General features: G+C 40.1%; 24 protein-coding genes. 7 read left to right on the top strand and 17 right to left on the bottom strand.

Translation table 11 applies throughout. The features are described from left to right. Positions 1-99: 99 nt before the first annotated feature. From BN997_RS01785 to BN997_RS01770, 4 genes are all read left to right on the top strand, one after another. On the top strand, positions 100-1599 hold the full coding sequence (locus BN997_RS01785) for a sucrose-6-phosphate hydrolase (RefSeq protein ID WP_042529122.1): 1500 nt from the start codon (positions 100-102) through the stop codon (positions 1597-1599). Between the two features lie 21 nt (positions 1600-1620). Further along, positions 1621-2601 (top strand): LacI family DNA-binding transcriptional regulator, encoded by a 981-nt coding sequence (locus tag BN997_RS01780; protein ID WP_042529120.1) that lies wholly within the window; start codon positions 1621-1623, stop codon positions 2599-2601. Between the two features lie 232 nt (positions 2602-2833). Continuing rightward, positions 2834-3862: an ABC transporter permease gene (locus BN997_RS01775; RefSeq protein WP_042529118.1), complete on the top strand. Its 1029-nt coding sequence runs from the start codon at positions 2834-2836 to the stop codon at positions 3860-3862. A gap of 1 nt (position 3863) precedes the next feature. Beyond that, entirely contained in the window at positions 3864-4553 is a 690-nt protein-coding gene (locus tag BN997_RS01770; protein ID WP_042529116.1) for an ABC transporter ATP-binding protein, read from the top strand. A 43-nt stretch (positions 4554-4596) separates the two neighbouring features. Here the strand turns inward: BN997_RS01770 and BN997_RS01765 are convergent, their stop codons facing one another. Continuing rightward, the gene (locus tag BN997_RS01765; RefSeq protein ID WP_042529115.1) at positions 4597-5319 is read right to left on the bottom strand and encodes a GntR family transcriptional regulator; all 723 of its coding nucleotides are present in this window, start codon (positions 5317-5319) and stop codon (positions 4597-4599) included. A 224-nt stretch (positions 5320-5543) separates the two neighbouring features. On the opposite strand from BN997_RS01765, the gene BN997_RS01755 reads away from it, so the two are divergent. The 3 genes from BN997_RS01755 (at position 5544) to BN997_RS01745 (ending at position 7472) form a co-directional block, all read left to right on the top strand. Next, positions 5544-6782 carry a processed acidic surface protein gene (locus BN997_RS01755; RefSeq protein WP_042529111.1) on the top strand — a complete coding sequence of 413 codons (1239 nt, stop codon included), beginning with the start codon at positions 5544-5546 and terminating at the stop codon, positions 6780-6782. Further along, positions 6751-6948, top strand: coding sequence for a hypothetical protein (locus BN997_RS01750; RefSeq protein WP_042529109.1), 198 nt, complete (start codon positions 6751-6753; stop codon positions 6946-6948). Before BN997_RS01755 ends, BN997_RS01750 begins: the two co-directional genes overlap by 32 nt. 161 nt (positions 6949-7109) lie before the next feature. Further along, positions 7110-7472, top strand: coding sequence for a DUF488 domain-containing protein (locus tag BN997_RS01745; RefSeq protein WP_042529107.1), 363 nt, complete (start codon positions 7110-7112; stop codon positions 7470-7472). 47 nt (positions 7473-7519) lie between these two features. On the opposite strand, the gene BN997_RS01740 is transcribed toward BN997_RS01745, so the two are convergent. From BN997_RS01740 to BN997_RS01665, 16 genes are all read right to left on the bottom strand, one after another. Then, a complete protein-coding gene (locus BN997_RS01740; protein WP_042529105.1) occupies positions 7520-8227 on the bottom strand; it encodes a GntR family transcriptional regulator in 708 nt (235 codons plus the stop codon). Between the two features lie 186 nt (positions 8228-8413). Next, positions 8414-9532 carry an amidohydrolase/deacetylase family metallohydrolase gene (locus BN997_RS01735; RefSeq protein WP_042529103.1) on the bottom strand — a complete coding sequence of 373 codons (1119 nt, stop codon included), beginning with the start codon at positions 9530-9532 and terminating at the stop codon, positions 8414-8416. Positions 9533-9628: 96 nt separating this feature from the next. Then, positions 9629-10243 carry a YesL family protein gene (locus BN997_RS01730; protein ID WP_042529101.1) on the bottom strand — a complete coding sequence of 205 codons (615 nt, stop codon included), beginning with the start codon at positions 10241-10243 and terminating at the stop codon, positions 9629-9631. Between the two features lie 34 nt (positions 10244-10277). Further along, entirely contained in the window at positions 10278-11174 is an 897-nt protein-coding gene (locus BN997_RS01725; RefSeq protein WP_042529099.1) for a carbohydrate ABC transporter permease, read from the bottom strand. 15 nt (positions 11175-11189) lie between these two features. Beyond that, entirely contained in the window at positions 11190-12125 is a 936-nt protein-coding gene (locus BN997_RS01720; protein WP_040978049.1) for an ABC transporter permease, read from the bottom strand. 177 nt (positions 12126-12302) lie between these two features. Beyond that, complete coding sequence (locus BN997_RS01715) at positions 12303-13919, bottom strand: extracellular solute-binding protein (protein ID WP_042529097.1); 1617 nt, start codon at positions 13917-13919, stop codon at positions 12303-12305. Positions 13920-14186: 267 nt separating this feature from the next. Next, a complete protein-coding gene (locus BN997_RS01710) occupies positions 14187-15200 on the bottom strand; it encodes a lactonase family protein (RefSeq protein WP_042529095.1) in 1014 nt (337 codons plus the stop codon). A gap of 12 nt (positions 15201-15212) precedes the next feature. Then, positions 15213-17120, bottom strand: coding sequence for a beta-N-acetylhexosaminidase (locus BN997_RS01705; protein ID WP_042529093.1), 1908 nt, complete (start codon positions 17118-17120; stop codon positions 15213-15215). 253 nt (positions 17121-17373) lie between these two features. Continuing rightward, positions 17374-18621, bottom strand: a complete 1248-nt coding sequence (locus BN997_RS01700) for an oligosaccharide MFS transporter (protein WP_042529091.1) — start codon at positions 18619-18621, stop codon at positions 17374-17376. A gap of 64 nt (positions 18622-18685) precedes the next feature. Beyond that, positions 18686-20110 carry a glycoside hydrolase family 32 protein gene (locus BN997_RS01695; RefSeq protein ID WP_052484862.1) on the bottom strand — a complete coding sequence of 475 codons (1425 nt, stop codon included), beginning with the start codon at positions 20108-20110 and terminating at the stop codon, positions 18686-18688. Positions 20111-20377: 267 nt separating this feature from the next. Continuing rightward, a complete protein-coding gene (locus tag BN997_RS01690; RefSeq protein ID WP_042529088.1) occupies positions 20378-21220 on the bottom strand; it encodes a carbohydrate ABC transporter permease in 843 nt (280 codons plus the stop codon). Further along, positions 21220-22095, bottom strand: a complete 876-nt coding sequence (locus BN997_RS01685; protein WP_042529086.1) for a carbohydrate ABC transporter permease — start codon at positions 22093-22095, stop codon at positions 21220-21222. Before BN997_RS01685 ends, BN997_RS01690 begins: the two co-directional genes overlap by 1 nt. 97 nt (positions 22096-22192) lie before the next feature. Next, positions 22193-23473: an ABC transporter substrate-binding protein gene (locus tag BN997_RS01680; protein WP_042529084.1), complete on the bottom strand. Its 1281-nt coding sequence runs from the start codon at positions 23471-23473 to the stop codon at positions 22193-22195. Positions 23474-23707: 234 nt separating this feature from the next. Further along, entirely contained in the window at positions 23708-24559 is an 852-nt protein-coding gene (locus BN997_RS01675) for an ROK family protein (protein ID WP_042529082.1), read from the bottom strand. 117 nt (positions 24560-24676) lie between these two features. Next, a complete protein-coding gene (locus BN997_RS01670) occupies positions 24677-25666 on the bottom strand; it encodes a LacI family DNA-binding transcriptional regulator (protein ID WP_042529080.1) in 990 nt (329 codons plus the stop codon). 150 nt (positions 25667-25816) lie between these two features. Then, entirely contained in the window at positions 25817-26173 is a 357-nt protein-coding gene (locus BN997_RS01665) for a YxeA family protein (RefSeq protein WP_042529078.1), read from the bottom strand. Position 26174: the final 1 nt, after the last annotated feature.

The raw sequence follows: 26174 nt of genomic DNA, 5'->3' as shown, positions 1-26174 counted from the left end.
TTTTAATTTAGATAATATTATGTTATACGTTTGACATATTAATGATTATTGCATATGTTCTATATAAGAAGTTTAATAGATATAAGGAGTTGAAAAAGTATGGAATTAATAACAGAATGGACGACACCTTTGCGTTATAAACCTTATCACCAATGGTCTAAAAGCTATCAGGATATGCTTGCGGCAGAGTTAGAGCAGTCCGGATGGAAGCTGGCATTTCATATTCAACCGAAAACCGGCCTCTTAAATGATCCGAACGGTTTCTCATTCTACAATGAGAAGTGGCATTTATTTTATCAGGCTTATCCATTTGGACCTGTGCACGGCGTGAAGTCCTGGTATCATATGGTATCGGATAATTTAGTTGATTGGGAGCAGCATGATTACGTTTTATTACCCGATTCTCCTTATGATAGTCATGGGGTTTATTCAGGCTCAGCGATGACAGTAGAAGACAAGCTATTTTTAATGTATACAGGAAATGTGCGTAACGAGGAGTGGGAGCGTCATTCTTATCAGCTGGGTGCTTGGATGAACACGGAAATGGAAGTAGAAAAAATAACGGAACCCTTAATCGATAGTCCGCCGGCAGGCTATACACATGAATTTCGGGACCCGCAGGTATTTCGTTATCAGAATCATTACCTGATGATGATTGGTGCCCAAACAAAAAATGAAAAAGGTGCGGTATTAGCTTACCAAAGCAGCAATCTGACAGATTGGGAATTGCTTGGTGAATTAGATTATACAACAGAAGAAATGGGCTTTATGGTGGAATGCCCTAATTTCGTTTTGGTAGACGGTCAGCCTGTGCTGCTGTTCTGCCCACAGGGTTTAGACAAAGACATTTCCTCTTATCAAAATATCTATCCAAATATGTATGTCATCGGTTCCTCATTTAATAAAGAGACGGTATCGATCGAAAACACGTCTGATTTAATCAACCTTGATGAAGGCTTTGATATCTATGCAACACAAGCATTCCAGGCACCGGATGGCCGTGTATTGAGCGTTGGCTGGATTGGGCTGCCGGAAATTGATTATCCTACCTTTGAAGAAGGATGGGCGCATTGCCTCAGTATCGTGAAAGAATTGTCCATCAAGGAAAATCATCTGTACCAAAAACCAGTTGCAGAAATGCAGGAATTACGGCAGAATCATCAGGAATTGCAGGGTTCTGCACAAGCATCCAATACGTTATTAAGCTCACCTGACAGCAATGTTTATGAATTAAAGCTCGAATTAAATGCAGGTACATCCGGCTCTTTATATTTATTTGCAGATAAGCAGAATAAAGAAGGTCTGAAGATTTCTTTCGATGCAAAACATGATACAATAAGCATGGACCGCAGTAAGGCAGGTATCCCTTTTGGAGAGTCCTATGGTTCCACTAGAACTGCTGCACTCAAAAGACAGGATAAGCTGACATTGCATATTTTTGCAGATCGTTCTGTCTGCGAGGTTTTTGTTAATGATGGCTATCGCGTCATCACGAGCCGTGTTTTTGTGAAAGACCCGCAGCAGACGCATATCTTCCTTCAAGGGTTTGAAGGGGATTATACGGGAGATTTCTGGACCTTACGCGAAATGAATGAGTAATAAGTAAAGGGTGAGAGCATCATGGGAGTTAAATTGACAGATGTAGCGAAAAGGGCAGGCGTTTCAGCAACAACCGTTTCACGGGTAATTAATCATTATGGCTACCTAAGCCAGAAAACCATCGATAAGGTACACAAAGCGATGGAAGAATTAAATTACCAGCCGAACTCGATGGCCCGCTCGCTGCAGGGAAAAGATACACAATTGATTGGTCTGATCTTCCCTACTGTATCTCACCCTTTTTTTGGCGAATTAGCATCCAAAATGGAGACAAAGCTATTTGAAAAAGGATATAAAACGATTCTTTGTGACAGCGCCAATAACAAGGAGAAAGAACGGGACTACTTAAAAATGCTCGCTGCTAACAAAGTAGATGGTATTATTGCAGGAGCGCATAATCTGGGAATTCCGGAATATGAAAATGTGGGGCTGCCTATTATTTCATTTGACCGTCATCTGGCAGAAGGTATTCCTATTGTCTCCAGCGACAGCTATCAAGGCGGCCGTCTGGCAACGGAGCAGCTCTATCAAAGAGGCGGCAGAAAAATTGCCATCCTCACAGGGACGAATGAATCCGACTCACCGACAAACAAGCGTCTGGAAGGCTATTTATCTGTATTAAAGGAGCATCAGTTAGAACCAATGGTTTACCACTTCCCCTTGGAGCATTCTCCATTTTTAAAAGCTACGGAAATTCGCCAGATATTATCCAAAGAGGATATAGACAGTATTTTTTGTACGGATGATTTAACAGCCATTTTGGTTCTTAACAAAGCGCAGGAATTAGGGATTAATATCCCGGGAGATTTAAAAGTAATTGGTTATGACGGGACGGAATTTATCCAAAACTATTTTCCGCAGCTGTCGACCATCTTACAGCCGATTGATCAATTTGTCGATCTCTTGATTGATTTACTGATGAAACGGATAAATAATGCAGATGTGGAGCTGGATAGTCTTTATCAATTACCTGTTAGATTTATGCAAGGCCAGACCAGCTGATTGTTTATGTAAATCGTTTCGCAGCTAATTAATTCCATAGATTATGAAACATAGTCGATATTCTTTCATTTATTTTGAATCTTTCCATTCAAACTTAAGTGACAGAAATCGGCTTTTTTATTTCCCTCCTATAATACTTGCAACACCTCTGTTGACATTTCCTGTTCATATTGCGTTCATATTCGCCCTATATACTTCTGGATATACGAAACATTCAGGAGGTTAGAGCAAGATGAAAATGGCATGGAAAGAAATGAAGAAAAATAAATTACGTTATACCATCCTGGGCTCGATTGTTTTTTTAATCAGCTTATTAACTTTTATTATATCCGGCCTGGCAAATGGGCTCTCGCAGGACAATGCTTCACTGATTAAAAATTTGCCGGGCGGGACGTTTTATATGGAGGAAGAAGCAGACGAAACCTACAGCTTCTCCAGTCTGTCAGAAGAGCAGCAGCAAGAAATAACAGAAGAACAGCCTGAGACCACGTTTTTCTCAATCCAGATTGGGAATTTTATCGACACTGCAGATAAACAGCGCAGCGTTGCTTATGTAGCAGCAACGGACAGCACCTATTTTCCAGAGGTCAACGCTGGCGATGTTATTTTAGATGCATCACTGGAAGAAGAAGGAATCGCGGTAGGAGATGAAATAACAAATGAACAGTGGGAACAGACATTGACGGTAGCAGGATTTGTAGAACATGAAAAATACAGTCACTCACCGGCGGCATTTATCAACCCGGATGATTTTCAAACGTTCTTCCATACCGACTCGATGCAGCTCGCATTTATCACGGGGGATGCACCAGCCTTCGAAAATCTGCAGGCTTTTTCAAATAGTGAATTTTTAAATACGATCCCGAGCTACAGTGCCGAACAGATGTCACTGAATATGATTGTCATCTTCCTGCTGGTTATCAGCGGGATGTTGTTTGCCATCTTTTTCTATATGATCAACGTTCAAAAGCTGGGTATTTACGGCATATTAAAGGCATTAGGTGTTAAGACAGGAAAGCTGTTTCAAATGATGTGGGCGCAGATGCTTATCATCTCTGTGATCTCGCTGATTTTATCTATTGTCATTAGCCAGACTTTCCAAGTACTGGCGCCAAGCGGAATGCCTTTTCATTTAACATGGCAGGCAACAGGACTGCTCTCTCTCGTTTTTATCATCATTGGATTTATCGGAGCCACGTTGTCCGGGATTCAAATTAAGCGTGTCGAGCCAATGCAGGCTATACAGCAAGGAGAGATGTAAAATGAGTTTATTTACGATAAAAAACGTGCAAAAAACATTTACTCACGGAGAGGTGAAAGAAGAGATATTAAAAGGGATTGATGTTACCCTGCCAGAAGGAAAAATTACTGCCTTAACCGGTGCTTCCGGTTCAGGCAAGAGTACCCTGCTGACCATTGCAGCAGGATTGCAGACAGCATCTGATGGGCAGATTTCCTTCGAGCAGCAACAGCTGACATCGATGCGAAGGGAAGAGCTCCGTCAAATTCGGGCGAAACAGTTTGGGTTTATTTTTCAATTTGCGCATCTGGTTCCCTTTTTAACCGTCCAGGAACAACTGTCTCTGATGCTGGAGACTGCGGAAACCCCTCTTTCCAAGCAAACGCAGAAAAAGGAAATCAGAGAGATTTTAGAACTGGTCGATATGTGGAAACGAAAAGATGCTTATCCGGCCTCTTTATCTGGAGGAGAAAAGCAGCGCATCGCTGTAGCAAGAGCGATTATTCACAGCCCTAAAATGCTTTTTGCCGATGAGCCTACTGCCAGCCTTGATTCCAAACGCTCTAAAGAAGTAATGACACTTATCCAAAGGCTCGCAAAGGAACGAAATATTACGGTTTTAATGGTTACACATGATATGGACATGTTGACCTTTGCCGATCATATCATTGAAATGCAAGATGGAAAAATCGTCCAAGATAAAACAATTTGAAGATAATGGCAGCAAGCTATTTTATATTAAAATAGCTTGCTGCCTATTCTTTTGCACTATATTCTCTTACCGTCTTCATCATCTCTTCCTCTGTCCAGATAGGTTCTACTTGATTGTGCACATCATGAAAGTTTCTCTCAAAAGCCAGGTCCACTAAATTCTTTTCCTTTTTATCAATGGCTTCCACGATAAGCTCATGGTTATAAAGAACACGTTCAAAATCTTTTTCATCCGTTATCATCCGGTAGCGCATCGATAAAATAATCAGGCATTCCAAAACAGGTCTTAAATTCGTCCACAGCATCATAATATGATGATGGTCAATGTATTTAATAACCGTTTCGTGAAATTCCAGATCTAGAAAAGAAAATTGATCTACATCTTTGTATTTGATTGCAATTTCCATCATCTCTAACGTTTTCCTTAATTCTTGAACCAGTGCATCTGTCTGCATTTTCAATAGACGTTCAAACGTAAAGGATTCCACCATTAAGCGGACATCATAAATTTCTTCAATATTTTTTTCAGAGATACCGACAACAACTGCACCCATCCGCTCGGATCGCACAAGATTTTCACTGGCCAGCACACGCAGTGCTTCTCGCACCGGAGAGCGGCTGACATCAAATAAAGCCCCCAGTTGATTTTCTGATAGTACCGTTCCTGCCTTGACTTCGCGGGAAATAATCCTCATTCTTAATTCTGCAAGCACTTGCTCACCCTTAGATTCCTTACTCAGCTGTTTCTTCGGATAAAATGTCTTCATGCGGCATATCTCCTTTATCAATCGATGAATACTTGTATACTAATATAGTGACATAACCTTTATATTTTGTAAACGTTTCCTGATGTAATCCTTCTTTTGACAGTGTGAAATCTCTATACTTTTTAAATTTGAAAAATATTTCAAAAAATAGATTGCCAGAAAGGGATTTCAAGGCTATAATTTTCTCATTGAGCTAGTTATTTTAATCGAAAAGAGGAGAAGAAATGAGGAAATCGACACAAATTTTTGCATTATTCTTATTTTTGTTTGTCGTTTTACCTGGGACTGCAGATGCGCAATCAAACAGCTTTCAAAAAGATTTGGAGAATTATTTAACGGAAATTAGTGAAGTGCGCGGCTTTACAGTTACCAAAGAGGATATCACATTTTCGTTGTCGCTTTATGATTTCTATCTAGAGGACTTTGATACCGTCACCGATTTAAAAGACTTCTTAGGAGAGGTCATCCATCAAGATGGTAACAATTTAAAACAGATTTATAGTGATTATAATATTGACCAGAGTACCCTCCGGGCAACCCTGGCTGAGTTTGGCGAAACCTTAGAGGATTATATTTTTTTAGATGATCTTTATATGAACACGGACTATTACTTATACAATTTAACACCCAGAGAGCCTGATTTTGACCAAAAACTTGCAGATTATCTGGCCGAAGCAACAGCAATCCGGGGCTTTCAGGTCACTCCTGACCATGTTGAAAATGCATTAGCTCTTTACGGATCTGAGTTAAATGATTTTAAGACGGTCGACGAGCTGTCCGACTTTTTAGGAGAAATCATCCATAAAGATTTGAGCAATGTCGGTCCTTATTTTGAAATGGCCACAGAAGATGTTCTGCAGCTTATCTCTGATAACGGGCTAGACATCCATAGCTATGTTTTCTTAGATGATTTATTCAACGATTTAGACGGCGAAATTATTTGGGAGGAGGATTTCTTTGATTTAAGCTTTTTTATGGAGGAGTTCGATTTAACAGAGGATGAACTGCTTCGTTTGGAAGAGCATATTCGGAGTATTCCAGACATCACCAGTGATGAAACAATTGCTAGAATGCTCAATTTAGCAGAACGCATGATGGCTTTTTCCGATTTTGAGAAAGCGACAGAATTAACGCCTGGACAAGTTACGGAGCTATTATCTATTTTCCATGAATTGATTGATATCTTTCAGTTCCATGTAGAATTTGTTCTTGTTACAGACGAAGGAGAAGAGCCGATCACCCTGCAGACACTATTCAGCTTAACAAAGCTCGAAAATACGGACTTGAAGGCGAATATTTATAACCTGCAAGGAGACTTTCTTGCTGACTTGATTATTTCCGGGGAAATAGTTGACGCTGATACGATTATAGATACTGGAAATGCGATTCAAAAGGAAGCAGGAACCTCCGGCAACAGAGGAGACTTCTTATGTGAAGGAATCTCCAAAAACAGCGGAAGCTGACGTGGACATGGAAGCAGCCTCAACAGTTGAAAGCGATAGGGATAAAAAGGAAAAGCTCCCTGATACTGCTTCTAATTATGCAGAAAAAGGAATCTGGGGACTGGCATTTATTGCAGCAGGCGGGTTCCTGCTGTTTTTAGCAAGAAGGCGCAAGCAAACCGTATAAATATTAATCAACATTTGCACATTAAAAAAGTAAGATATATTTGCTTATTCTTAAGTGCGGTTGAGATATAATTATTCCAGCCTGAACCAATCCATAGAAACCAAATCGCATAAATGATAAACTTAAAGAGAAATCAACTGGTTGGAAAGGCGGAATAATCAATGTCTATCAAACTGCAACGTATCTATGAAAAATCTAACGACTCTGGATATCGTGTATTAGTGGACTTAGTCTGGCCGCGGGGAATTTCCAAAAAAGACGCAGAGCTCGATGATTGGGCCAAAGAAGTAACACCTACGCCAGAATTACGAAAATGGTTTAACCATGACCCTGAAAAATTTGCAGATTTTAAATCAGCATATAAAAAAGAACTGCTAAATGATGATGAAAAATTAAAGAAATTAGCTGAACTCCAGAAACTGCAAAAGCAGCAGACACTTATTTTATTGTATGCTGCCAAAGATAAAGAACACAATCATGCCCTTGTATTAAAGGAAGTACTGGAAAGCAAACTCCCAAAATAATGCTATAAGCACAGCAAAAGCGTACCTTACTTCAGGTACGCTTTTCGCTATACATTAAAATTAACAATATACTTATGGATATCTGTCCGGTAATAAGCAACCGAATATTCTACCAGCCTGTCACGCTCGTCATAAGAAAAACGTTCCCGCTGCAGTAACGGCTGCAGCTCCATTTCCAGCATCTCTGCAACAGCCGGCTCCGGGATAGCCACGCTGAATTCATCCTTGAACCGAAAGAAGCGGATTCCCTCCTGATAGAGCATATCGTATAATGAATTGACAAAGACATTGGGATCATTTGGCAGGGAAATCGATGATGGAATATAATGCCTGAAATGAATGTAGGGCTTATCGTCTAATGTATAGAGACGTTCTACACAATAAGCGCCTTCCCCAGCTAAATCATGGATAGCAGGCAGGATAGCGTCTACTTTTTCCACCTCGATCAGCTTTTTACCTAATTGATGACCTTCCCCAATCAGATATTCAGAAAAACGCTGTCCTTTGGAAAGCTTCGAAACAGCCTGGTTCGCCAGTACTGTCGTCCCAATGCCGCTTTTTTTCTCCACATATCCTTCCTGAGCTAATTGTTCCACCGCCCGGCGAATCGTAATTTTACTCACTTCGAATTCTTTTTCTAATTCCGGTTCAGAAGGAATTAAGCTGTTTTTGGGATATTGTCCGTTAATTATTCGTTCCTTCAATATCTCCTTCACCTGTAAGTATAAGGATCCCTGTCTTAAATTTAGCTTCATTGTCATCTCTACCTTTCTATATCCAAATCCACTGTATGCGTGCCCGTCATTCCCCTTACTTTCACACTGTATCTCCTGATGAACGCATGCCCATGCTTGTTATATCTTTTTCTACTTTCTTATTATACCAAGAATCCTGCTCATACTAAAATTTGTAGTCAACCGGAAAGGGGTCCCTTCCCCCTGCTATTCATAGGAATAATGCTTTTCCAATTCAATATATTCATTACCGAGATAAACAGCCTGCGGTTTAATCACCTGGTTTGTGATGATTTCATTTCCCATCGAGTCAACCAGCGTTTTTTGTTGATGCTCGACAGTAAAAAAAGTAAATTCTGCATAAGAACCGCGGTGAAAATTACCTAGCTTCGGCTGCTTTAAAACCTGTGCCGGGATTTCTGTTACCGCACGGATAACCGCTTCCAATGAATAACCCAATGCCAGGAATTTCGTCAATGTTGCTGCTATGCTGTACACGGGGCCATTTATTTGATTTTCCTCATAAATATCCGTACTGATTGTATCAAAAGATATTCCTGATTCCATTGCTTTTTTGGCTACAGAAAAGGAAAAGCTTGATTTCCCATGCCCTACATCAAGATAGATACCTCTTTGGACGGCTTCCGCTAAAGCCGAGGCAACTTCTCCTCCAGGCTTTAGAATATGATTGGCGTGTTTCCCATGATAACAGTGTGTGAGAATATCCCCTTTCTTTAACAAAGGCAGTATCTCCTCCAGCATGGGCGGGGCGCTGCCTACATGGACCATGAGCGGCTTCCTGAGCGCTTTGCTGTACTTTACTGCCAGTTGCAGCGGTTTTAACCCATTATCCCCCACCACGCTGGCACTCATCCTCGCTTTTAACCCAATAATGAAAAAAGGATAATCAGCTGCCGTATTTTGTATTGCGTTCCAGGAAATATTATTTATATCTGCTAATTCATCCATTTGTTTTAAACCAATCCTTGAGATATTCAGAAAAGCAAGCACTCTGGTTTTTGCCGCTTTTGCAATCTGGTGGAATTCCTCTATCGTATCTGCTCCGCTGCTTCCCGCATCGACTACAGTGGTTACTCCTGTTTGATAACCAATTTTATCAGGGACAGCGCAATAAGGCTTATATTTTGGAAAAGCATGTGTATGTAGATCAATCCACCCAGGCGAAACATACATCCCTTCTGCATCTGCCAGAACTGGATAAAAGCTGCCTGCATCTGCGACAACATCCTTGATTCGCCCATTTTCAATTAAAATATCTGCCTTTTGCCCATTCGTAAGTAATGCATTTTTAATCACCTGTACCATCGCCCGTCCCCCTCTGTCCATGCTTTTCTTTTATCACGGAAAACCGCCTGTAAAACTCCCGCTTCATGACGCTTCGTTTTATCTATTTTATTATTTCTAGACTGCCGCTTCATACTTTGCAAATGTTTTAGACACCCCCCACGTAATCAAGTAAGCGGAAAGGCTGCCTCCGAAAAAGAAAAGCACTGCCGGAAATGCTTGAAATATTAAATAACCGCCTGCACCAATACAAACCAGTAAAAATACCGTGAGTATCGGATGAACAATCGCAATAATTAGCGGCCATTTTAAGTACTGTATGGTTCGCAGCTTAAAATGGACATAGACCGGAAATAAATAAACCAAGAATACAGCCAGCAGCGCAAAGGCGATCACAACGGAAAATTGGGCCATTTGATAGACTAAGGCGCTTTGTGCACCAAGTATTTGAAATTGTACCGAAAACAAGTAGCCAAGCGCGAACAATATAATACCAAGACCGTTCGCTTTCCAAAATTCCTGCCGGTAGATTTCCCAGAATACTGCAAACATCCGAACTTCCTCCTCGCCCCGCTGCCACTTGCGGACAACAGCGAACATCGCGACCGTTGCAGGCATAACTCCAAAGAAAAGAAGACCTGCCATCGTAAATAGAATCCATAATATATTCAGATAAGCAAAACGTGTTATCCAAATCGCAACGCTATAATATCCGCGAGCTACTTCTGCCATCATTACCTCTCCTTTCCTTTGTGTATGTGTACTGTTATTCCTTCACAGACCCTATCAATACTCCTTTTACAAAGAAACGCTGCAGGAACGGGTAAACAATCAGCAGCGGCAGTGCAGATACGATAATCACCGCATATTTCACAAGGGAAGCTGTCTTTATTTGATCTGCAAAGGACTGCGCGCTTCCGGCAGCACTGGACGCACTGTCTGCACTCACTTCATTCAGGATGAGAATTTGCCGTAAGATAAGTTGGAGCGGAAATTTATCTTCACTCCGCAAATAAATCAGCGCATTGAAATATTGATTCCATAACGCAACGCCGTGAAATAATGCCATAACAGCAATGATTGGCATCGATAACGGCAAGACGACTTTAAAAAATAAATAAATATCACTGGCTCCATCGATTTTAGCTGCTTCCACCAGCTGATCGGGAATCGTCTGCTGAAAAAAGGTCCGCGCTACGAGAATCGACCAGGCACCGACTACTCCGGGAATCACAATCGCCCACATCGTATCCAGCATCTGCAGATTGCGGACGACCAAATACGTAGGAATTAATCCGCCATTGAATAGCATCGTAAATAAGATAAACCAAAGCCAGGCTTTTTTGCCCATTAATTCTTTCCGCGATAACGCATACGATGCCGGCAGGAGGACAAACAAGTGAATAATGACGCCGACTGCTGTATATAGAATGGTGTTTTTGTATCCTGTCCAAATCGCATCATTCTGAAATACACGCTGGAAACCCTCAAACGTCAAATCTACCGGCCATAGCCACATCTTCCCTGTGTTTACAGCATGAGGATCACTGATGGACGCACTAATCACAAATATCAACGGATAAATAATGATTAACGTCACAAGCAAAACAAATATTAAATTAAGCCGGTCAAAGGCTTTATCCGACAAACTGAACCTGGACATCACGCATCTCCCTCCTTACCATAGGCTGTTCTCGCTAACTTTCCGTGCAATTTGGTTCACAGTAATCAAAAGCACGATATTAATAGCTGACTCAAATAACCCGACAGCGGCAGCAAAGCTGTATTGTCCTTCCAATATCCCTGTCTCATATACAAAGGTTTGAATAACGTCCGACGTCTCTGAATTCAGCGTATTCTGCATTAAGAGTACCTTTTCAAACCCGATTTGCATGAAATTACCGATATTCAAAATAAACAAGATAACGATTGTCGGCATAATACTTGGAATATTAATCCTTGTAATCCGCTGCATCCGTGTCGCACCATCTACTTTAGCCGCCTCATGTAATTCCGGGTTCACGCCTGCCAGTGCAGCAAGGTAAATAATCGTGCTCCATCCCAGCGTCTGCCATTGACCGGACCATACAAAGATATGGCGGAACCAGTCTGGACTGGTCAAAAACGGAATCGTATCCATTCCAAGCGCACGTAATAAGTGATTTATCAAGCCTGTATTCGGGTCCAGAAAAGCTACCAGCATCCCGACAACAACGACAACCGATATAAAATGCGGTGCATAGGTCAGCGTCTGTGTCCATTTTTTAAATGCACCATTTCGGAGCTCATTAAATGCTAACGCTAAAATAATCGGCAATGGGAACAAGACCAGCATATACAGGTTTAAAATAATGGTGTTTTTGAGCAGTCTCCAAAAATAATAGGAGCTGAAGAAACGTTCAAAATGCTCAAACCCGACCCATTCGCTTCCCCAAATGCCAAGTGTTGCAAAATAATCCTTAAAGGCAATCTGCACACCGTACATTGGTATATAATGAAATATAAAAAAGTACAAAAAGACTGGCATCATGAAAAGGTATAACTGCCAGTTGCGCAGAAAATTCTTTTTGATAACGGCTCCTCTACCCTTTTGTATGGATTGATTTTTTGCCATCTTTCCGTTATCCCCCTTTTTTCTATGGAATTTCCCTGCTAAATGAAACACAGCAGCAGCGAAAATCCATTCTTGTTTCTTATGTAATCCATCTCATGATGTACCCACTTGTAAAAAAAGAGAGGGCATGAGATCTACTGCCCTCTCGATGTGAATGAACCTTTTTAAACCTCTGCTTTAATTAGATTGATAGCGGTCATATGCAGCCTGGTAAACCTCCTGCAATTCTTCCATTCCCATTTGCTCGATCGTTTGGATATAGCTATCCCAGTTATCTAAATCTTCATCACCTGTAATAAACTTGTCGCGCATTTCTTCTACATACTTATTAATGTCCTCACCTGTTGATTGCAGAATACGGTTTTCCTCTTCTGTGAAAGTAAACCTCGGCCATACCTCATCAATGACTTGCGGCTCAATTTTTTCAGCTGCTTCCATTGATTGCGGTGCGGTTTCTCCTCCTTGGAAGTAATCTGCTTTAATAATTCCGCTGATGGAACCAAGCCAGGTTAAATCCTGGGCAATCGCCTGTTCAAATGTCATATCACCCTCCGGATTCAAAATATGATCACTATAAACGGCTTCTCCATCTTCTATTTCAAATGTTTCTCCTTCTACACCCATATAGTAAAGCTCTGCACCTTCATCTCCATAGAAATGATCCATCCAGCGGACCGTTGCAGCCGGGTTCGGGTTTTCACTGGTAATCACCAGGTTATCTGGAGTCCATACAGAGGATGAAAGTTTATTATAAGACTGATGCCCGTCTGGACCTTCTAAAGCTGCTAAACTATTATATTGCGAGCCAATCTCTTCCCCGAATAATTCAATTGGATCATAGAAAATCATACTTCCATATAGATTATCCGATGCATTGGCAAGGAACTGGCCCCATTCAATGGTAAAAATGCTTTGATCAATTAATCCTTCTTCGTACAGCATATGGATGTATTCCAGCATCTCTCTATATTCATCAGCGGTTGCATAGTAGCGCACCTTCGAGTCATCATTCGGATCTAAATCCAAGTTTGTGTTGGAGGCACCATGGTTCATTACGCCGAACGATCCAGACAGCCATTGAACAAGCTCCGCAATGTCTGTACCTCCATAAGGAATCGTATCCCCATTTCCTACTGGATCAAGTTCTTTTACTGCCTTTAAATATTCATAAAAATCTCCTGTCGTTTCCGGAATATCCATATCCAGCTCATTCAGCCAATCCTCATTCACCCAAGGTCTTGCACTGAGCCGTAAAGAGAGAAAATCATCTTCAATGAGCGATGGCATGGAGTAGATATTACCATCAGGGAAAGTAATTGCTTTTTCAATTGTTGGGTCATTCTCCATTAAAGCTTTTAAATTTGGTGCATATTCATCAATCAAATCATTTAATGGCAGGAACGCCCCTTGGGAACCGTATCGTAATAAATCCGTATTTGACAGCTCTGCAAGGAAGAATGCATCTGGCAGGTCACCACTGCCCAATGCCAGGTTTCTATTCTCCTCCAGAGCATCCGGGCTTACGGAATTCCAATTCACATTAATGTTTGTTAAATCTCTGTACGTATTCCAGATTAAAATATCATTCCAGTCATTGCCTTCATTTTGTGCGGGCTTGTTCGCAAAGATAGTGAGCTCTAATTCCTCTTCTACGATTGGAAACCCTGTCGCATTGACATTATCGCCGCCCGCTGCTTCGCCTTCCTTACTATCACCGTCATCTCCGCCGCTGCACGCATATAAAGCGCTTACAAAAACAAGTGTTGCGATGAAGAAAAACCATTTCTTTAACATAATGAACCCCCTTTTAAGTAGGTAAAAATGTAAAACAAACTTTTTCTAACAAACAACTGCCATCTTCATTTTTTAATTTAGTTCCTTCCCCCTTTAATCAAATAATGTCTAAGATGTCATACGGATTATTTTGCTTATTCAAAATAGTACCACTATTATCCCGAAACGTCAACATAACATTATAATGATTAATATAAATATTTTGTCTTTATTTGTCGGATGGCTTATTTTCTCACCAATTTGTTCTTTTAGAATGGATTCAAAATGCTATAAAGCAACAATACAAACTGGAGACTGTATAGAAAATGTATTATCTATCATGGAATAGGTACCATTCATTTGTTTGAAAACAGCCAGGTTGTTACTGTGCTGGTGACAAACAAATAATTGATTATCTACCCATTGGTTACTACAAAAATGTCTTGGCCATTCGCCGCCTGCAGAAATAGAGCCTTCCTTTTCCAATGACCCATTTTCAGTTACTTTAAAAAGACTCAATGTATCTGATCCCCGATTAGAGGTAATCACCTTGCCATCCAAAAATTGAATTTCTGCTCCATAATTTCTTATTTCACGAACTGTTTCCACCGTTTGAATGCACTGTAAAGAGTCCGACGGAACCGCATATTGATAGACAGATACGGTGGATTTGTATTCATTGACCACATATACGATTGGCTTCTCCGGGTGAAAAGCTACATGCCTCGGTCCTGCTTTTTCCGGGACTGTCAAGCTTTGAAAGGGAAGTAAACTCCTCCTCTCTTCATCCCATTGATACAGATAGATGTTGCTTTTACCAATATCCGTCAGCAGGAAAAGGGACGTTTCTGGAATTTGCCGAACGGTATGGATACGGGAAGCCTGCCTGTTTTCAGAGACAAAAGCAATATGCTCTGCTTCTTCCTGCAGATCTCCGTTATCATCCAGTGCAAAAACAACAACACCTGCATTCGAATAATTACTGATAAATAAATACTTTCCGCAGGCACTTACCTCCGCGTAGCACGGACCGCCATGTGTCGGCAAACGCCTTCTTTCCTTCAGACGATGGGCTTCATAGTCCAGTTCATAGCAAACTACCTCTCCATCCGCTGCTTCACTGATGGCATACACACGGTTTTTCACCGGATGCTTCACTAAAAAGGATGGATTAGCAATTCCGGCTTGTTCCCCCAGAGGTGTCACTTCACCTGATTCAGCATGTATATTCAACCAATGAATACATGCCAAATCTACTTCTCCATAGCAGCCGACAAGTACTTCTGTATTCCGTTTATCCATGAGGCATCCTCCTTAATAAATTGGCAATACATGAAAAAATACGTTAGGGGAAGCCATCCGATAATAGTAGCTGCACCAGCCCAAACCGCTGGACTCCTCCACATTCGGAGAGAAATATAACCGCTCCTGCTCCAGTTCATCGATTGCCTCTAAATCTCCTCTTACATACTCCTCGATTCTTAAGCGGGCAGTATCTAAACGCTGTAATAATCCTCCATAACGAATATCTATTACTTCCCACCCAAAAGGTTTATTCAACGACAGCCACTGCTTCCGATGCGCAGCATGCAATTCCTTCACACGCCCTGTCACTTCCGGGATAACCTGTCGGGCAATTTCCTGCAGCTTTTCCTGATTCCCTGCATCATAAGCTGCTTTCAGTTCGACACCGATATCCCCTTTTTTAGCTAAGACCCAACACAGCTTCTCCGGCACATCAAAAAAGCGCTCTGACGCCTGCTGGTTATACTGCTGGATTTCCTCCGCCAGCTTCTTATAGAAATTTCCGACAGGATTTTTTTCGACATGTTTATCAAATAATCCCAGCAGCACATCCTGCCATAGCAGGAATTTAGAAGGGTTCGTCTGTAAGGTGTTCCCTTCGTCTACCCCTGGCGGCTGATCCATTTTATTCAAGGCCAAAAGCGCTTCTGGATCCATACCTGTACAAAATAACGTACGTTCCTTCACACGGGTTATATCGATTTCGGTATGATACGCATGCTCAGCATAGAATTGCAGTCCATAAAGTGCATGGTACACATTGCTCTCATAGCCATCGTCTCCCCAAAGCGTTACAAATACATCGCCTACACCTTCCTCCTTGCAGACAGCAAGTGCCGGCTCACTTGCAGTCAGAGAGATTTGATAATTCGGGGCAAAGGTATTCCACACCCACATTCCCCCTGCAAATGCCGGTGTACTGCCAAACCGTTTTAATTGCTGCAGCATCCGCTGATAATGCTCCCTATCTGCTTGAGCATACTGCCAATACATATACTGCACGTTATCTGGCAGCTGATTCACGATATACTCTGGTAAATCTGTGGTTTTGTCATAGCTGTCCCCCGTTTCGGAAGCCAGCTTTAAAAACATATCGCTCCACATCACCACACGCAGCTGATACTTATCCGTTATTTCCACGATTTTATCCAGATGTGCTTTCATCAGTTCAAAACGATCCTTGAAACCATGGATATTTAAATATCTGCCTCGTCCCACCTCTTCCGCTTCGTCCATACCAATATGAATGCGATTGCTACGGAAGGGCCTGGTTGCAGAAGCAATCATCCGGTCCAGCAAATCATACGTAGCATTACTCTCTAATAACAGCGCACCCCGCGTATCCTTATAGGTATAAGCCGCATCCCATTTCAGAAATTCCTCTAAATGCGCCAACGTCTGGATACAAGGAATCAGCTCGATACCAAATAGATTTGCATAATTATCCAGTTCCCGCAGCTCTTGTTCACTATAACGCCCGCGCATATAACCAAAATAAGGCTCTCCGTCTACTTCATACGTGTCCTCCATGTACAGCATTGCCGTATTATGTCCCATCACCGCTAATTTCCGGATGAAGTCCTTTAGCGTAGACAGCTTCATCGTCATATTACGCGATAAATCAAACATAGGCCCTACACTGGAGAATTGCATCGTCTCTTGAATATGGATTTGTTTATTTCCCTTATTCCACTGTTCTAAAATCAAGCCAAGCGCTCTGAAAAAATGGCATGGCTCATGGTAGGTAACCGTGCCGCCCCCTTCATCAAAAGTTATTATTAACCCGTTGATACGCTCATCCTGCCTCCCGGTCAGTACAATGCCGCCCTGTTCTGCAAGACGGAATGCATAGACCTCCTGCAATTCTACGATTCCTGCGTGTAAGCTCACTGCATCCCCTTTAATTGAAATTTCCATTTATCATCACCCCTTCATATCTATGCTGTTCCCCTTTAAATCATAACGTTATAATGTATTATTTAATAAAAAATCTCTTTTAAAGAGAACAGCAGCATTCTAATTTATTGTTTTGAAAACCCTTTCAAGTAGTTAATTTCGACTTTTTTTTGGAAACTCCTTCTTTTTCAACAACATTTTTCTTATCTATTTTTTACAGCATCAGAAAAAGCAATGAACTATATGTATTTCAACACAGCTCATTGCTCTTTATTTATTCCTTTGCCATCGCAAATTCATGCTCATCTAATTTTTGTTCTTTATCATTGTTATTCAATGCAAAAATCGAGAAGATAACAAATAATACTACAATGGAGCCTAATATATAGAAGGTCGTTTCGTAGTTAGTCAAATCATAAATCCAGCCGACTAATGCAGAGAAAATGATAACCCCAATTTCACTGGAGACCTTAAAGCCGATGAGATAAACCGTTGCAGATAACCGCACATCGAAGTTTGCAGCAATATATTTAAATACCGCAATCAATAAAATCGGTAATTCCACTGCGTGAAGCATTTTCATGAATGAAATACCAAATCCGCCTGTTACCATGGCGGAACCAATGATACGAAAAGCCATGATACTTCCTGCCAATACAAGCGAGCGCTTAATTCCGACTTTGTTCACAATAAATGGTGCCAGGAATAAGAAAATCGCTTCGACAAATACTTGTATAGAGTTCAGAATTCCGTAAACGGTGTTCCCATCCGTACCTGCCCCGGAGAATAGGCTTACAAAGTAAACTGGGAAAAGCTGCTGATCATATACCGTATAAATACATACGGTTCCAAACAGATAGATAATTAAAAGCCAAAATACTTTATTTGAAACTAAAAAGCGAATATCTTTCATTGATATATTGGAGACACTTTTTTCTTCTGTTTTCGTAACCTCAACTTTAAAAAATACATTAATCAAAAGAAAGATAATTCCTGTTCCCGATGCAATCCAGAAATTAATATGTGGATTAATACTCATTAATGCCCCTGCGCCAATAGCAGAAACAGCGTAGCCTAATGAACCCCACATCCGTGCTTTACCAAATTCAAAATCGTATTTACGGCTGAGTTTTTCTGTAAAGGATTCCAAAAATCCTGCGCCGGCTATAAACCCTGCGCCTAAATAGACAGCACCCAGAACCGCTCCTAAGTAAAAATTATTCAAAAGTAATGGCTCATAGACATAAATAACAAATGGTGCAATCAGAACAAGTACCACACTCTGTATCCAGACAAGATTTTTCTTCGTCCCCAATTTATCCTGCATATATCCATAAAGAATCATGAAGAATAAAGAAAAGAATGAGTTAAACGAGTAGATTGTTCCGACTTGTGCTCCTGTTAGTCCAAGACTGTTATTCAACCAAATCGCATAGAAAGACCACCAGATAGACCATGTGATAAAGAAGAAAAATAGATAGCCAGATGAGAACCAATATTTACTATTTTTTAAAAAATCCATATTTATTAAATCCTTTCTTTGTAAAGCAAGGAGGAGCTTTTCTTACTCCTCCATTCAGTTATGTTTATTTCCAAATAGAATGCAGCTTTGTCCATGTGACAGTGTCTAATTGCAGCGTTTCATTTACTGTAGAAATTTCCAGCTTTGTTACTGTTCCTTCTGGATAAATCAAGTTTGTTGATACAGTTAAACCATCATTTAAAAAGACTTCTGCAGATGATCTGTCAATAATTACTTTTAGATTCTGAACATCCATTCCATGTAAACTGCCTTTTATTTCTTTCGGATAATCTGCTGAAAAGTCAACCAGCCCATCCGTACGATAGAATGTATAAGCATCTTCTTTATAGTCTAATTCTAATCGGAACGCTTCATCTTGATCTGTAACTAATTGCACGCTCCACTTCGTACTAGCTGATGCTGTTGAAACCTGCAAATCTACTTGGGCAGTATCACTAATTTCGTAGCTTTCCGGCTTACCAGGATGAACAGTTTCATCTTTATAAGAAACCTCTTCCCTGCTATTATCTGCGGTGATGGCCTCTTGCTTCAATAAGAGACTTCCATCTTTTTCAAATAAGGAAAGCTTCCGCGCCAGACTCATTGCGCTGCGCCATGGCGAGACCGGGACAACTCCCGCATACTGCCAGTTATTCATCCAGCCGACCCAGTAAGTATCCTCTGTATTGTCCCAGCTGACAGCTGCATAAAAATCTTTTCCTGCATCTGCCCATTTCAGTTCATCTTGCGGTGTTTCATTCGGGTGAAATTCTTTCCCATCAAAAGTTCCAGTAAAATAATACACTGCGGAACCGCCGTTAGGACCGTCTGCATTGATGCTTACAATAAGTATCCATTCTTTTTTAGAATTGTTCTCTACTGGTAAATAAAGCAGGTCCGGACACTCCCAGACACCGATATAGGAAGGATATTCTTTTCCAAATGAAGATAGATAGGTCCAATCAATTAGATTTGGCGAGCCATAAAACTGGATATGGTCCCCACAAGCCAATACCATGACCCATTGCTTGCTTTCTTCATGCCAGGAAACCTTTGGATCACGAAAATCTTTTATTTCTGTGTTTGGAAGAACTGGGTTCCCCTCATATTTGATCCACGTTCTTCCCTTGTCCTCGCTGTAAGCGATACTTTGCTGCTGACTTGCACCATCATGTGTGAAAATAGCAACTAATCCACCGGAATTGCTTTCAAACAAACCACTCGTATTATTTTTATCTACGACTGCTGATCCTGAGAAAATCGTTCCCAATTCATCTGGTGCTAACGCAACCCCATGCTCTTCCCAATGATACAGGTCTGTACTTGTTGCATGTCCCCAGTTCATATTTGCGTGGTCATTGCCATGTGGATTGTACTGGTAAAATAAATGATACTCTCCTTCGTAATAAACGAGACCATTTGGGTCATTCATCCAATTTTCCTTTGGTGTGAAATGTAATTGCGGACGATGTTTTTCTTGATATAGCATGTAAATCTCCCTCTCTTTAGAAATGTTATTCTTATGAAACTGTGAAATAATATTTGTTGTTCTATGTAGTATTAACTTATACTTTGAATATAATGTCAACCGGTTGACATTATATTCATAAATATCTTTGATTTAAAACTTATAATGTAAAATATCTCTAAAAAAGAACAATTTAACTGGCATAACTATGTGAAATCCAGTTATAAAAGCTGGATTTCACATAGTTTGAATGAATTCATTAGCAAACGTTTATTCCAGTTATTTCTATTATTTAATTCCTGTTCCAGACCCGCCAAGACCCTGCAGAATATATTTTTGCGCCAGAATATATACAATGATTAACGGAATCGTAGATATCGTTAAAATCGACATAACCTGATTCGTAAAAACCGGTTCGGTTGTATTAATATTTGTTATTGCTACTTGTAACGGGAATTTCGACGTATCTGTCAAGACCATCAATGGCCATAAATAGTCATTCCAGCTGGCGATAAAAGAAAGTGTACCAACTGTTGCAATGGCTGGTTTGGACATAGGCAGCACAATTCTCCAAAAAATGGTCCAGTTGTTTCCCCCATCAATCTTAACAGATTCAATAACCTCTTCAGGCACCGCTTTAAAGAAATTCCTAAATAAGTAGATAAAGAATATATTTGCAATTAACGGCAGGATTACTGCTAACCGTGTATTTAAAATTCCTAAACTATGAGCTACGGTAAACTGTGTAATAATAATCGTTTCCACTGGTACAATCAACAGTGCAAGCATTAATGCAAAAAGAATTTTCTTTCCCCGGAAATGGAACCGGGCAAAAGCATATCCAGCCATAGCATTGACAACAATGGATCCGCCTGTAATCACTACTGCATAAATAACACTGTTAAAAATATATTGTACAATATCGAATCGGTTAAATAGTTCTTTATAAGACTGCAGCCAATCAGATGGATTAAGCGACGGGAGCAATGCTTTAATTCCGTTCATATCTGTATAGATACTGGCTTCAGGCTTCAATGAGGAGACAATCATCCAAATTAAAGGAAATACAAAGATACATGCGATTAATATAAGTACTGTATATTCGATAATTCTTCTAATTGGTTTTTTCATTAGTTATCGTCCTCCCTTGAAACTCTGCTTTGGATAAGAGTAACAATTCCGATTACAATCCCAAAGATAACAGTCATCGCACTGGCGTAACCTATCATCCGATCAGAGAAACCAGATTGATAGATATAGTAAACAGGCGTCATGGTTGCATTCATTGGTCCGCCTTGTGTCATGACCATCGGCTGTATAATCAGCTTAAAGGCAGATATTAATGTCGTAATCATAATCAATATAGATGTAGGCTTTAATAAAGGCAATGTAATGTAGTAGAATTTCTGCCATTTATTCACTCCATCTATTTTTCCTGCTTCATATACCTCTCCAGGAATATTCTGAAGCCCCGCTAAAAAAATAAGCATTTGATAACCAGCCCCCTGCCAAGCAGATACGAATACAATAGTAACCATAGCTTGGGTCGGACTGCTTAAAAATGGTTGCGGATCTATTCCTACATTAAGAAGTATATTATTAATCAAACCTTCTGAAGGATTTAATAAATATAACCAAAGGACAGAAATAACAACGAGCGACAAAACAACTGGCGAGAAGAAAGCAACTTTAAAGAAGATATTTCCTTTACGCTGTTTGTTAATCAATAAAGCCAGGCCAAGTGCTGCCCCAACTTGAATTGGAATAACAAGTACTACAAATAAGGCAATGTTCTTTAAACTTTGTATGAAAACAGGATCTTTAAAGATTGCTATAAAATTTTCAAGCCAAACAATATTAATATCATTTGGTGTTAATAAATAGTAATCTGTAAATGAATAATAGATTGCTAATAACGATGGATAAACTAGAAATAACCCTAGTAATATTAATGCTGGCGCTAAAAAAATATAAGCTGCTAAATTCTCCTTCTTTTTAATATTCATTTCCTAAACCCCTTTTAAATATTTCAGCTTAGTAAAATACTAAGCTGAAATATTCTTAATATAATTCGGTCTAACGTTCTTCCTGTAATTTTCTAGATTAATCTAATGCACTCTGAATTTGTGCTGCCTTGTCATCAAGCAACGCTTGAATGTCACTATTTTCTTCATAATAAGTTGTGTCGCTTATTGTATCCTGAAAAATACGGCTTACTTGCGGGTAATTAGGCAGAAGCGGACGAGCTTGTGCAGACGCTGCGTTCTGTTCAATTAAAACATTCATTTCATCACTTACTTCATCTGTAATTTCATCAATTGCCGAGTAAGATGCCGGCAGAACACTATTTGCTAATGACATTTCTGATAATGATTCCGTAGATACCATAAAATCAATTAATGCTCCTGCTGCTTCCTGTTTTTCAGAAGAAGCAGACATTGCATATTGCCAGCTTCCTGATGGTGATACAAGTTCACCTGTATCTGGAGACGTTGGATATGGCATCACACCGTATTCAATATCTGGATATTCTTCAAGCTCTGCAATTGTCCATGAGCCGCCAAGCTTCATTGCGTATTCTCCAGTATGGAACCCTTTTTCCACCGGTGTAATCGTACTGTAACCATTTTTCACCATATCCTGGATAAATGTGAACGCTTTGACGCCATTCTCGTCGTTTAAAACGCCTTCAGCTGTTGTGCCGTCTTCAGAAACGACATCTCCACCTTGCGACCATAAGAAAGGAGTAAATGCGTACATTAACCATTCGCTCTTATCGTCGAATCCCATATCAATAACTGGCTTGTCAAATTCATTATGCAATGTTTCATTCAGTTCTATGAATTGATCCCAATCCCACGGCTCGTCCACTGTCGGCAACGTTTCCAAGTCTATTCCCGCTTGTTCAAACATTTGCTTATTATAGAAAATACCTACTCCAGATTCTGAAAAGCCGACTCCATACATCTGGTCATCGTACGTACCTTGTTCAATAATGCTCGGCAGTAAATCATCTTTGTTGGTGAGATATTCATCGACTGGAGCAATAATTCCAGATTCTGCATATGCTGCTGTATTCGGACCATCTAATGTTAAGACATCGGGTAAAGTATCTGTTGTTAATGCTGCATTAATTTTATCTTCATATCCTCCACCACTTCCGCTGCGGGGAACAAATTCTGCTGTTGCTGTATATTCTCCTTCATATTCTTCATTGAAACGGTCAATTGTATTTTGCATTGCTTCTCCTTCAGGCGTTTCTAATGAAGTATGGAACCAAACAACTATCTCATTATGATTTGCTTCAGAGCTTCCTCCACTGCCACAAGCTGCTAAGAACAAAACTGCACACACGACACCGACAAGTACAGATAACTTTTTCATCACTAATCCCCTTTTCATTTTCAGTTTATTGTAACTGCTTACAAAAGATTATATGACAACCGGTTTCATATGTCAACCGGTTGTCATATACTTTTTAAAATTTTTACAAGCTTATGGCATATTGTTAATGTCTTATTACAGGGAAGTCTCTTACGTTTAAATTTATCTATAATAGCAAAAAGAGATGAACCCAGGCTGGCTAATCACCACCTCCGATTCATCTCTTTTTTTCATCTATTTTTTCATCGCTAATGCAATACAGCCTTTTACCCCTTGATCGTCATCTAATCCCGGGGCTACAATCAACTCATCTACATTCTCTACTTCTATATAGCCGTTCAACAATTCCATAAATTTTTCACGAATCATTGGATAGAGCTTTTCCTGCTTCATTACTCCGCCGCCAAGAATAATTTTTTCTGGAGAAAGAATAACAAAATAATCCAATATAGCCTGTGCAAGGTAATATGCTTCTATTTCCCAAACATGATCCTCATTAGCTAATTCCGCTCCCTTGCGTCCATAACGCGCTTCGATTGCCGGTCCTGCAGCTAATCCTTCTAAGCAGGATCCATGGCTTGGGCATGCTCCTTCAAAATCATCTTCCGGATGTTTTTTTAATATAACATGGCCCATTTCCGAATGGTTTCTTCCTTGAAACGGTTTGCCATCTTGAACAAGCCCAGCCCCAATACCTGTACCTACTGTTATGTAAAGACAGCTGGAGGCATCTTTTCCAATACCGTATTCATACTCTCCCATACTCGATGCAATAACATCTGTATTAATAGCTACCGGTATATTAAAACGTTTTTCTAATTCTTCCAAAAGAGGATAATAACGCCAAGGAACTTTCGGGGTGTTTTCAATCGCGCCATAGTTTTCACTGTCTGCCCGTAAATTGATTGGTCCAAAAGCTCCTACTCCCATTTTTTCAATCGAATACTTAGAAAAAAATTCTTCCACCCGTGCTAATGTTTCTTCAGGTGTTGTTGTCGGAAAAGCAGTTCGATCTAAAATGGTTCCGTCCGGATTACCTACTGCACATACAAACTTTGTTCCACCTGCTTCAATTGCTCCTATCATTTTGAAAACACTCCTTATCTATCACTCTTATTGTTTGATTATTATAGCAGATTTTTCTCATTGGGATATTATTTCATCCTTTTTTCTCCGTCTAAATAGGAATAAACATATTGTTCTTCATGTTACATGACCTGTTGTTTTCCCTTTCCACAGGGAAACCGGGAATGTTTTTTCTTTCAAATCATGGGGCTTCCCATCAATCTCCTGAATCAATGTTTCCACAGCATTTTCTGCAATTTGATATGTAGGCTGAATAATCGTCGATAAATCAGGATAAATCGAACGAATCAGACCTGTTCCATCATAACCAATAATTTTTAAATCCTCAGGTATTTTATAACCCAAACTTTCAGCATACTGTAAAGTACGAATAGCTAATAAATCATCACTGGCAAATATACCATCCACATCTGGATTTTCCTTAAAAAGCTGTTTTATAATATCAATATTGCTTTCTAAATAAGCAACATTCGGTACATGATACGTTAAAGGTATTCTTCCTGCATCATGCATCACTTTTTCATAAGCGTATTGTCTTTCATTTGCTGGTGTTTCCAAATTCACATCTCCATTAATATGAATGATATTTTCACATCCGGCTTCTATCAACTCTTTCGTTGCCATTTCTCCGCCTTGAAAGTTATCTGAGCTGACAACATGAATATTTTCCGATAGATAATGATCAATCACAACTGCAGGAAATTGCTGCTCCTTATCAACTAAGCCGCGATTATACGTGACAACAATTACGCCATCTACTTGATTACGCTGCAGCATGTCCCAATATTTTTTTTCTTTTTCTGCCTCTTGCAAACTGTTGCATAACAAAACTTTATATCCTTTGTCATTACATATTCTCTCAATATTATCCACTAGCTCACCAAAAAAAGGATGGTTAGTAGAAGGTACGATAACACCAATCAAGTAGGTACGCTTATTATACAGTGAACGTGCAAGGTCATTCGGTATATAATTGATTTCCTTCATCGCTGCAAACACCTTTTCTTTCGTTTTGCTGCTGATGTATCCTCTATCGTTCAGTACACGAGAAACTGTTGTTGGAGATACTCCAGCAACTTTCGCGACATCCTGAATCTTAGGTTTCATAAAAATCTTCTCCTTTTGGCCCGCTTTCATTTATCTATTCTTAATCATATAGTCTTTCTGTCTCAACGTAAAGAATGGGTGTTAAACTGCACAAAAACAGCCTGATAAGATATAAATGTTTTATACCTTACCAGGCTGTTAGCTGCTAAACTACAACGCTTCCTTCACCTCATCCGGCAATTCCGCTTCACTTACTTCATCATACGAAGAAACTTCATTATCCTTATTCACGTAGAGCATCAGATATGCTCCCTGACGCAATTCCTTCTGGGCGGAAAATTCAACCTGAATTTCTTCCCCATCCTCTGTATAAGCCGGCTGCTCATACCAATACGTCTTCATTACTTCACCATTATCCAGCTTATCTTCTTCCGTATATGCTGATTCGTCGATTTGAACGTAAGCATTATCCTTCCCTGTCCGATTAAAGTCTACCGTCATCAACACTACAACTGCAGCAACAAATAAGACTACAATACCAATTACCAAAGCCATTATTTTTTTCATT

The organism is Oceanobacillus oncorhynchi, assembly GCF_000821065.1.
Classification (GTDB): Bacteria; Bacillota; Bacilli; order Bacillales; family Amphibacillaceae; genus Oceanobacillus; species Oceanobacillus oncorhynchi.
This window is presented reverse-complemented; position numbering and strand designations above follow the sequence as displayed.

Excerpts from the sequence above, each read along its gene's own strand:
- BN997_RS01785 (WP_042529122.1), top strand. The coding sequence starts at position 100 with ATGGAATTAATAACAGAATGGACGACACCTTTGCGTTATAAACCTTAT.
- BN997_RS01780 (WP_042529120.1), top strand. The coding sequence starts at position 1,621 with ATGGGAGTTAAATTGACAGATGTAGCGAAAAGGGCAGGCGTTTCAGCA.
- BN997_RS01775 (WP_042529118.1), top strand. The coding sequence starts at position 2,834 with ATGAAAATGGCATGGAAAGAAATGAAGAAAAATAAATTACGTTATACC.
- BN997_RS01770 (WP_042529116.1), top strand. The coding sequence starts at position 3,864 with ATGAGTTTATTTACGATAAAAAACGTGCAAAAAACATTTACTCACGGA.
- BN997_RS01765 (WP_042529115.1), bottom strand. The coding sequence starts at position 5,319 with ATGAAGACATTTTATCCGAAGAAACAGCTGAGTAAGGAATCTAAGGGT.
- BN997_RS01755 (WP_042529111.1), top strand. The coding sequence starts at position 5,544 with ATGAGGAAATCGACACAAATTTTTGCATTATTCTTATTTTTGTTTGTC.
- BN997_RS01745 (WP_042529107.1), top strand. The coding sequence starts at position 7,110 with ATGTCTATCAAACTGCAACGTATCTATGAAAAATCTAACGACTCTGGA.
- BN997_RS01740 (WP_042529105.1), bottom strand. The coding sequence starts at position 8,227 with ATGAAGCTAAATTTAAGACAGGGATCCTTATACTTACAGGTGAAGGAG.
- BN997_RS01735 (WP_042529103.1), bottom strand. The coding sequence starts at position 9,532 with ATGGTACAGGTGATTAAAAATGCATTACTTACGAATGGGCAAAAGGCA.
- BN997_RS01730 (WP_042529101.1), bottom strand. The coding sequence starts at position 10,243 with ATGGCAGAAGTAGCTCGCGGATATTATAGCGTTGCGATTTGGATAACA.
- BN997_RS01725 (WP_042529099.1), bottom strand. The coding sequence starts at position 11,174 with ATGTCCAGGTTCAGTTTGTCGGATAAAGCCTTTGACCGGCTTAATTTA.
- BN997_RS01720 (WP_040978049.1), bottom strand. The coding sequence starts at position 12,125 with ATGGCAAAAAATCAATCCATACAAAAGGGTAGAGGAGCCGTTATCAAA.
- BN997_RS01715 (WP_042529097.1), bottom strand. The coding sequence starts at position 13,919 with ATGTTAAAGAAATGGTTTTTCTTCATCGCAACACTTGTTTTTGTAAGC.
- BN997_RS01710 (WP_042529095.1), bottom strand. The coding sequence starts at position 15,200 with ATGGATAAACGGAATACAGAAGTACTTGTCGGCTGCTATGGAGAAGTA.
- BN997_RS01705 (WP_042529093.1), bottom strand. The coding sequence starts at position 17,120 with ATGGAAATTTCAATTAAAGGGGATGCAGTGAGCTTACACGCAGGAATC.
- BN997_RS01700 (WP_042529091.1), bottom strand. The coding sequence starts at position 18,621 with ATGGATTTTTTAAAAAATAGTAAATATTGGTTCTCATCTGGCTATCTA.
- BN997_RS01695 (WP_052484862.1), bottom strand. The coding sequence starts at position 20,110 with ATGCTATATCAAGAAAAACATCGTCCGCAATTACATTTCACACCAAAG.
- BN997_RS01690 (WP_042529088.1), bottom strand. The coding sequence starts at position 21,220 with ATGAAAAAACCAATTAGAAGAATTATCGAATATACAGTACTTATATTA.
- BN997_RS01685 (WP_042529086.1), bottom strand. The coding sequence starts at position 22,095 with ATGAATATTAAAAAGAAGGAGAATTTAGCAGCTTATATTTTTTTAGCG.
- BN997_RS01680 (WP_042529084.1), bottom strand. The coding sequence starts at position 23,473 with ATGAAAAAGTTATCTGTACTTGTCGGTGTCGTGTGTGCAGTTTTGTTC.
- BN997_RS01675 (WP_042529082.1), bottom strand. The coding sequence starts at position 24,559 with ATGATAGGAGCAATTGAAGCAGGTGGAACAAAGTTTGTATGTGCAGTA.
- BN997_RS01670 (WP_042529080.1), bottom strand. The coding sequence starts at position 25,666 with ATGAAACCTAAGATTCAGGATGTCGCGAAAGTTGCTGGAGTATCTCCA.
- BN997_RS01665 (WP_042529078.1), bottom strand. The coding sequence starts at position 26,173 with ATGAAAAAAATAATGGCTTTGGTAATTGGTATTGTAGTCTTATTTGTT.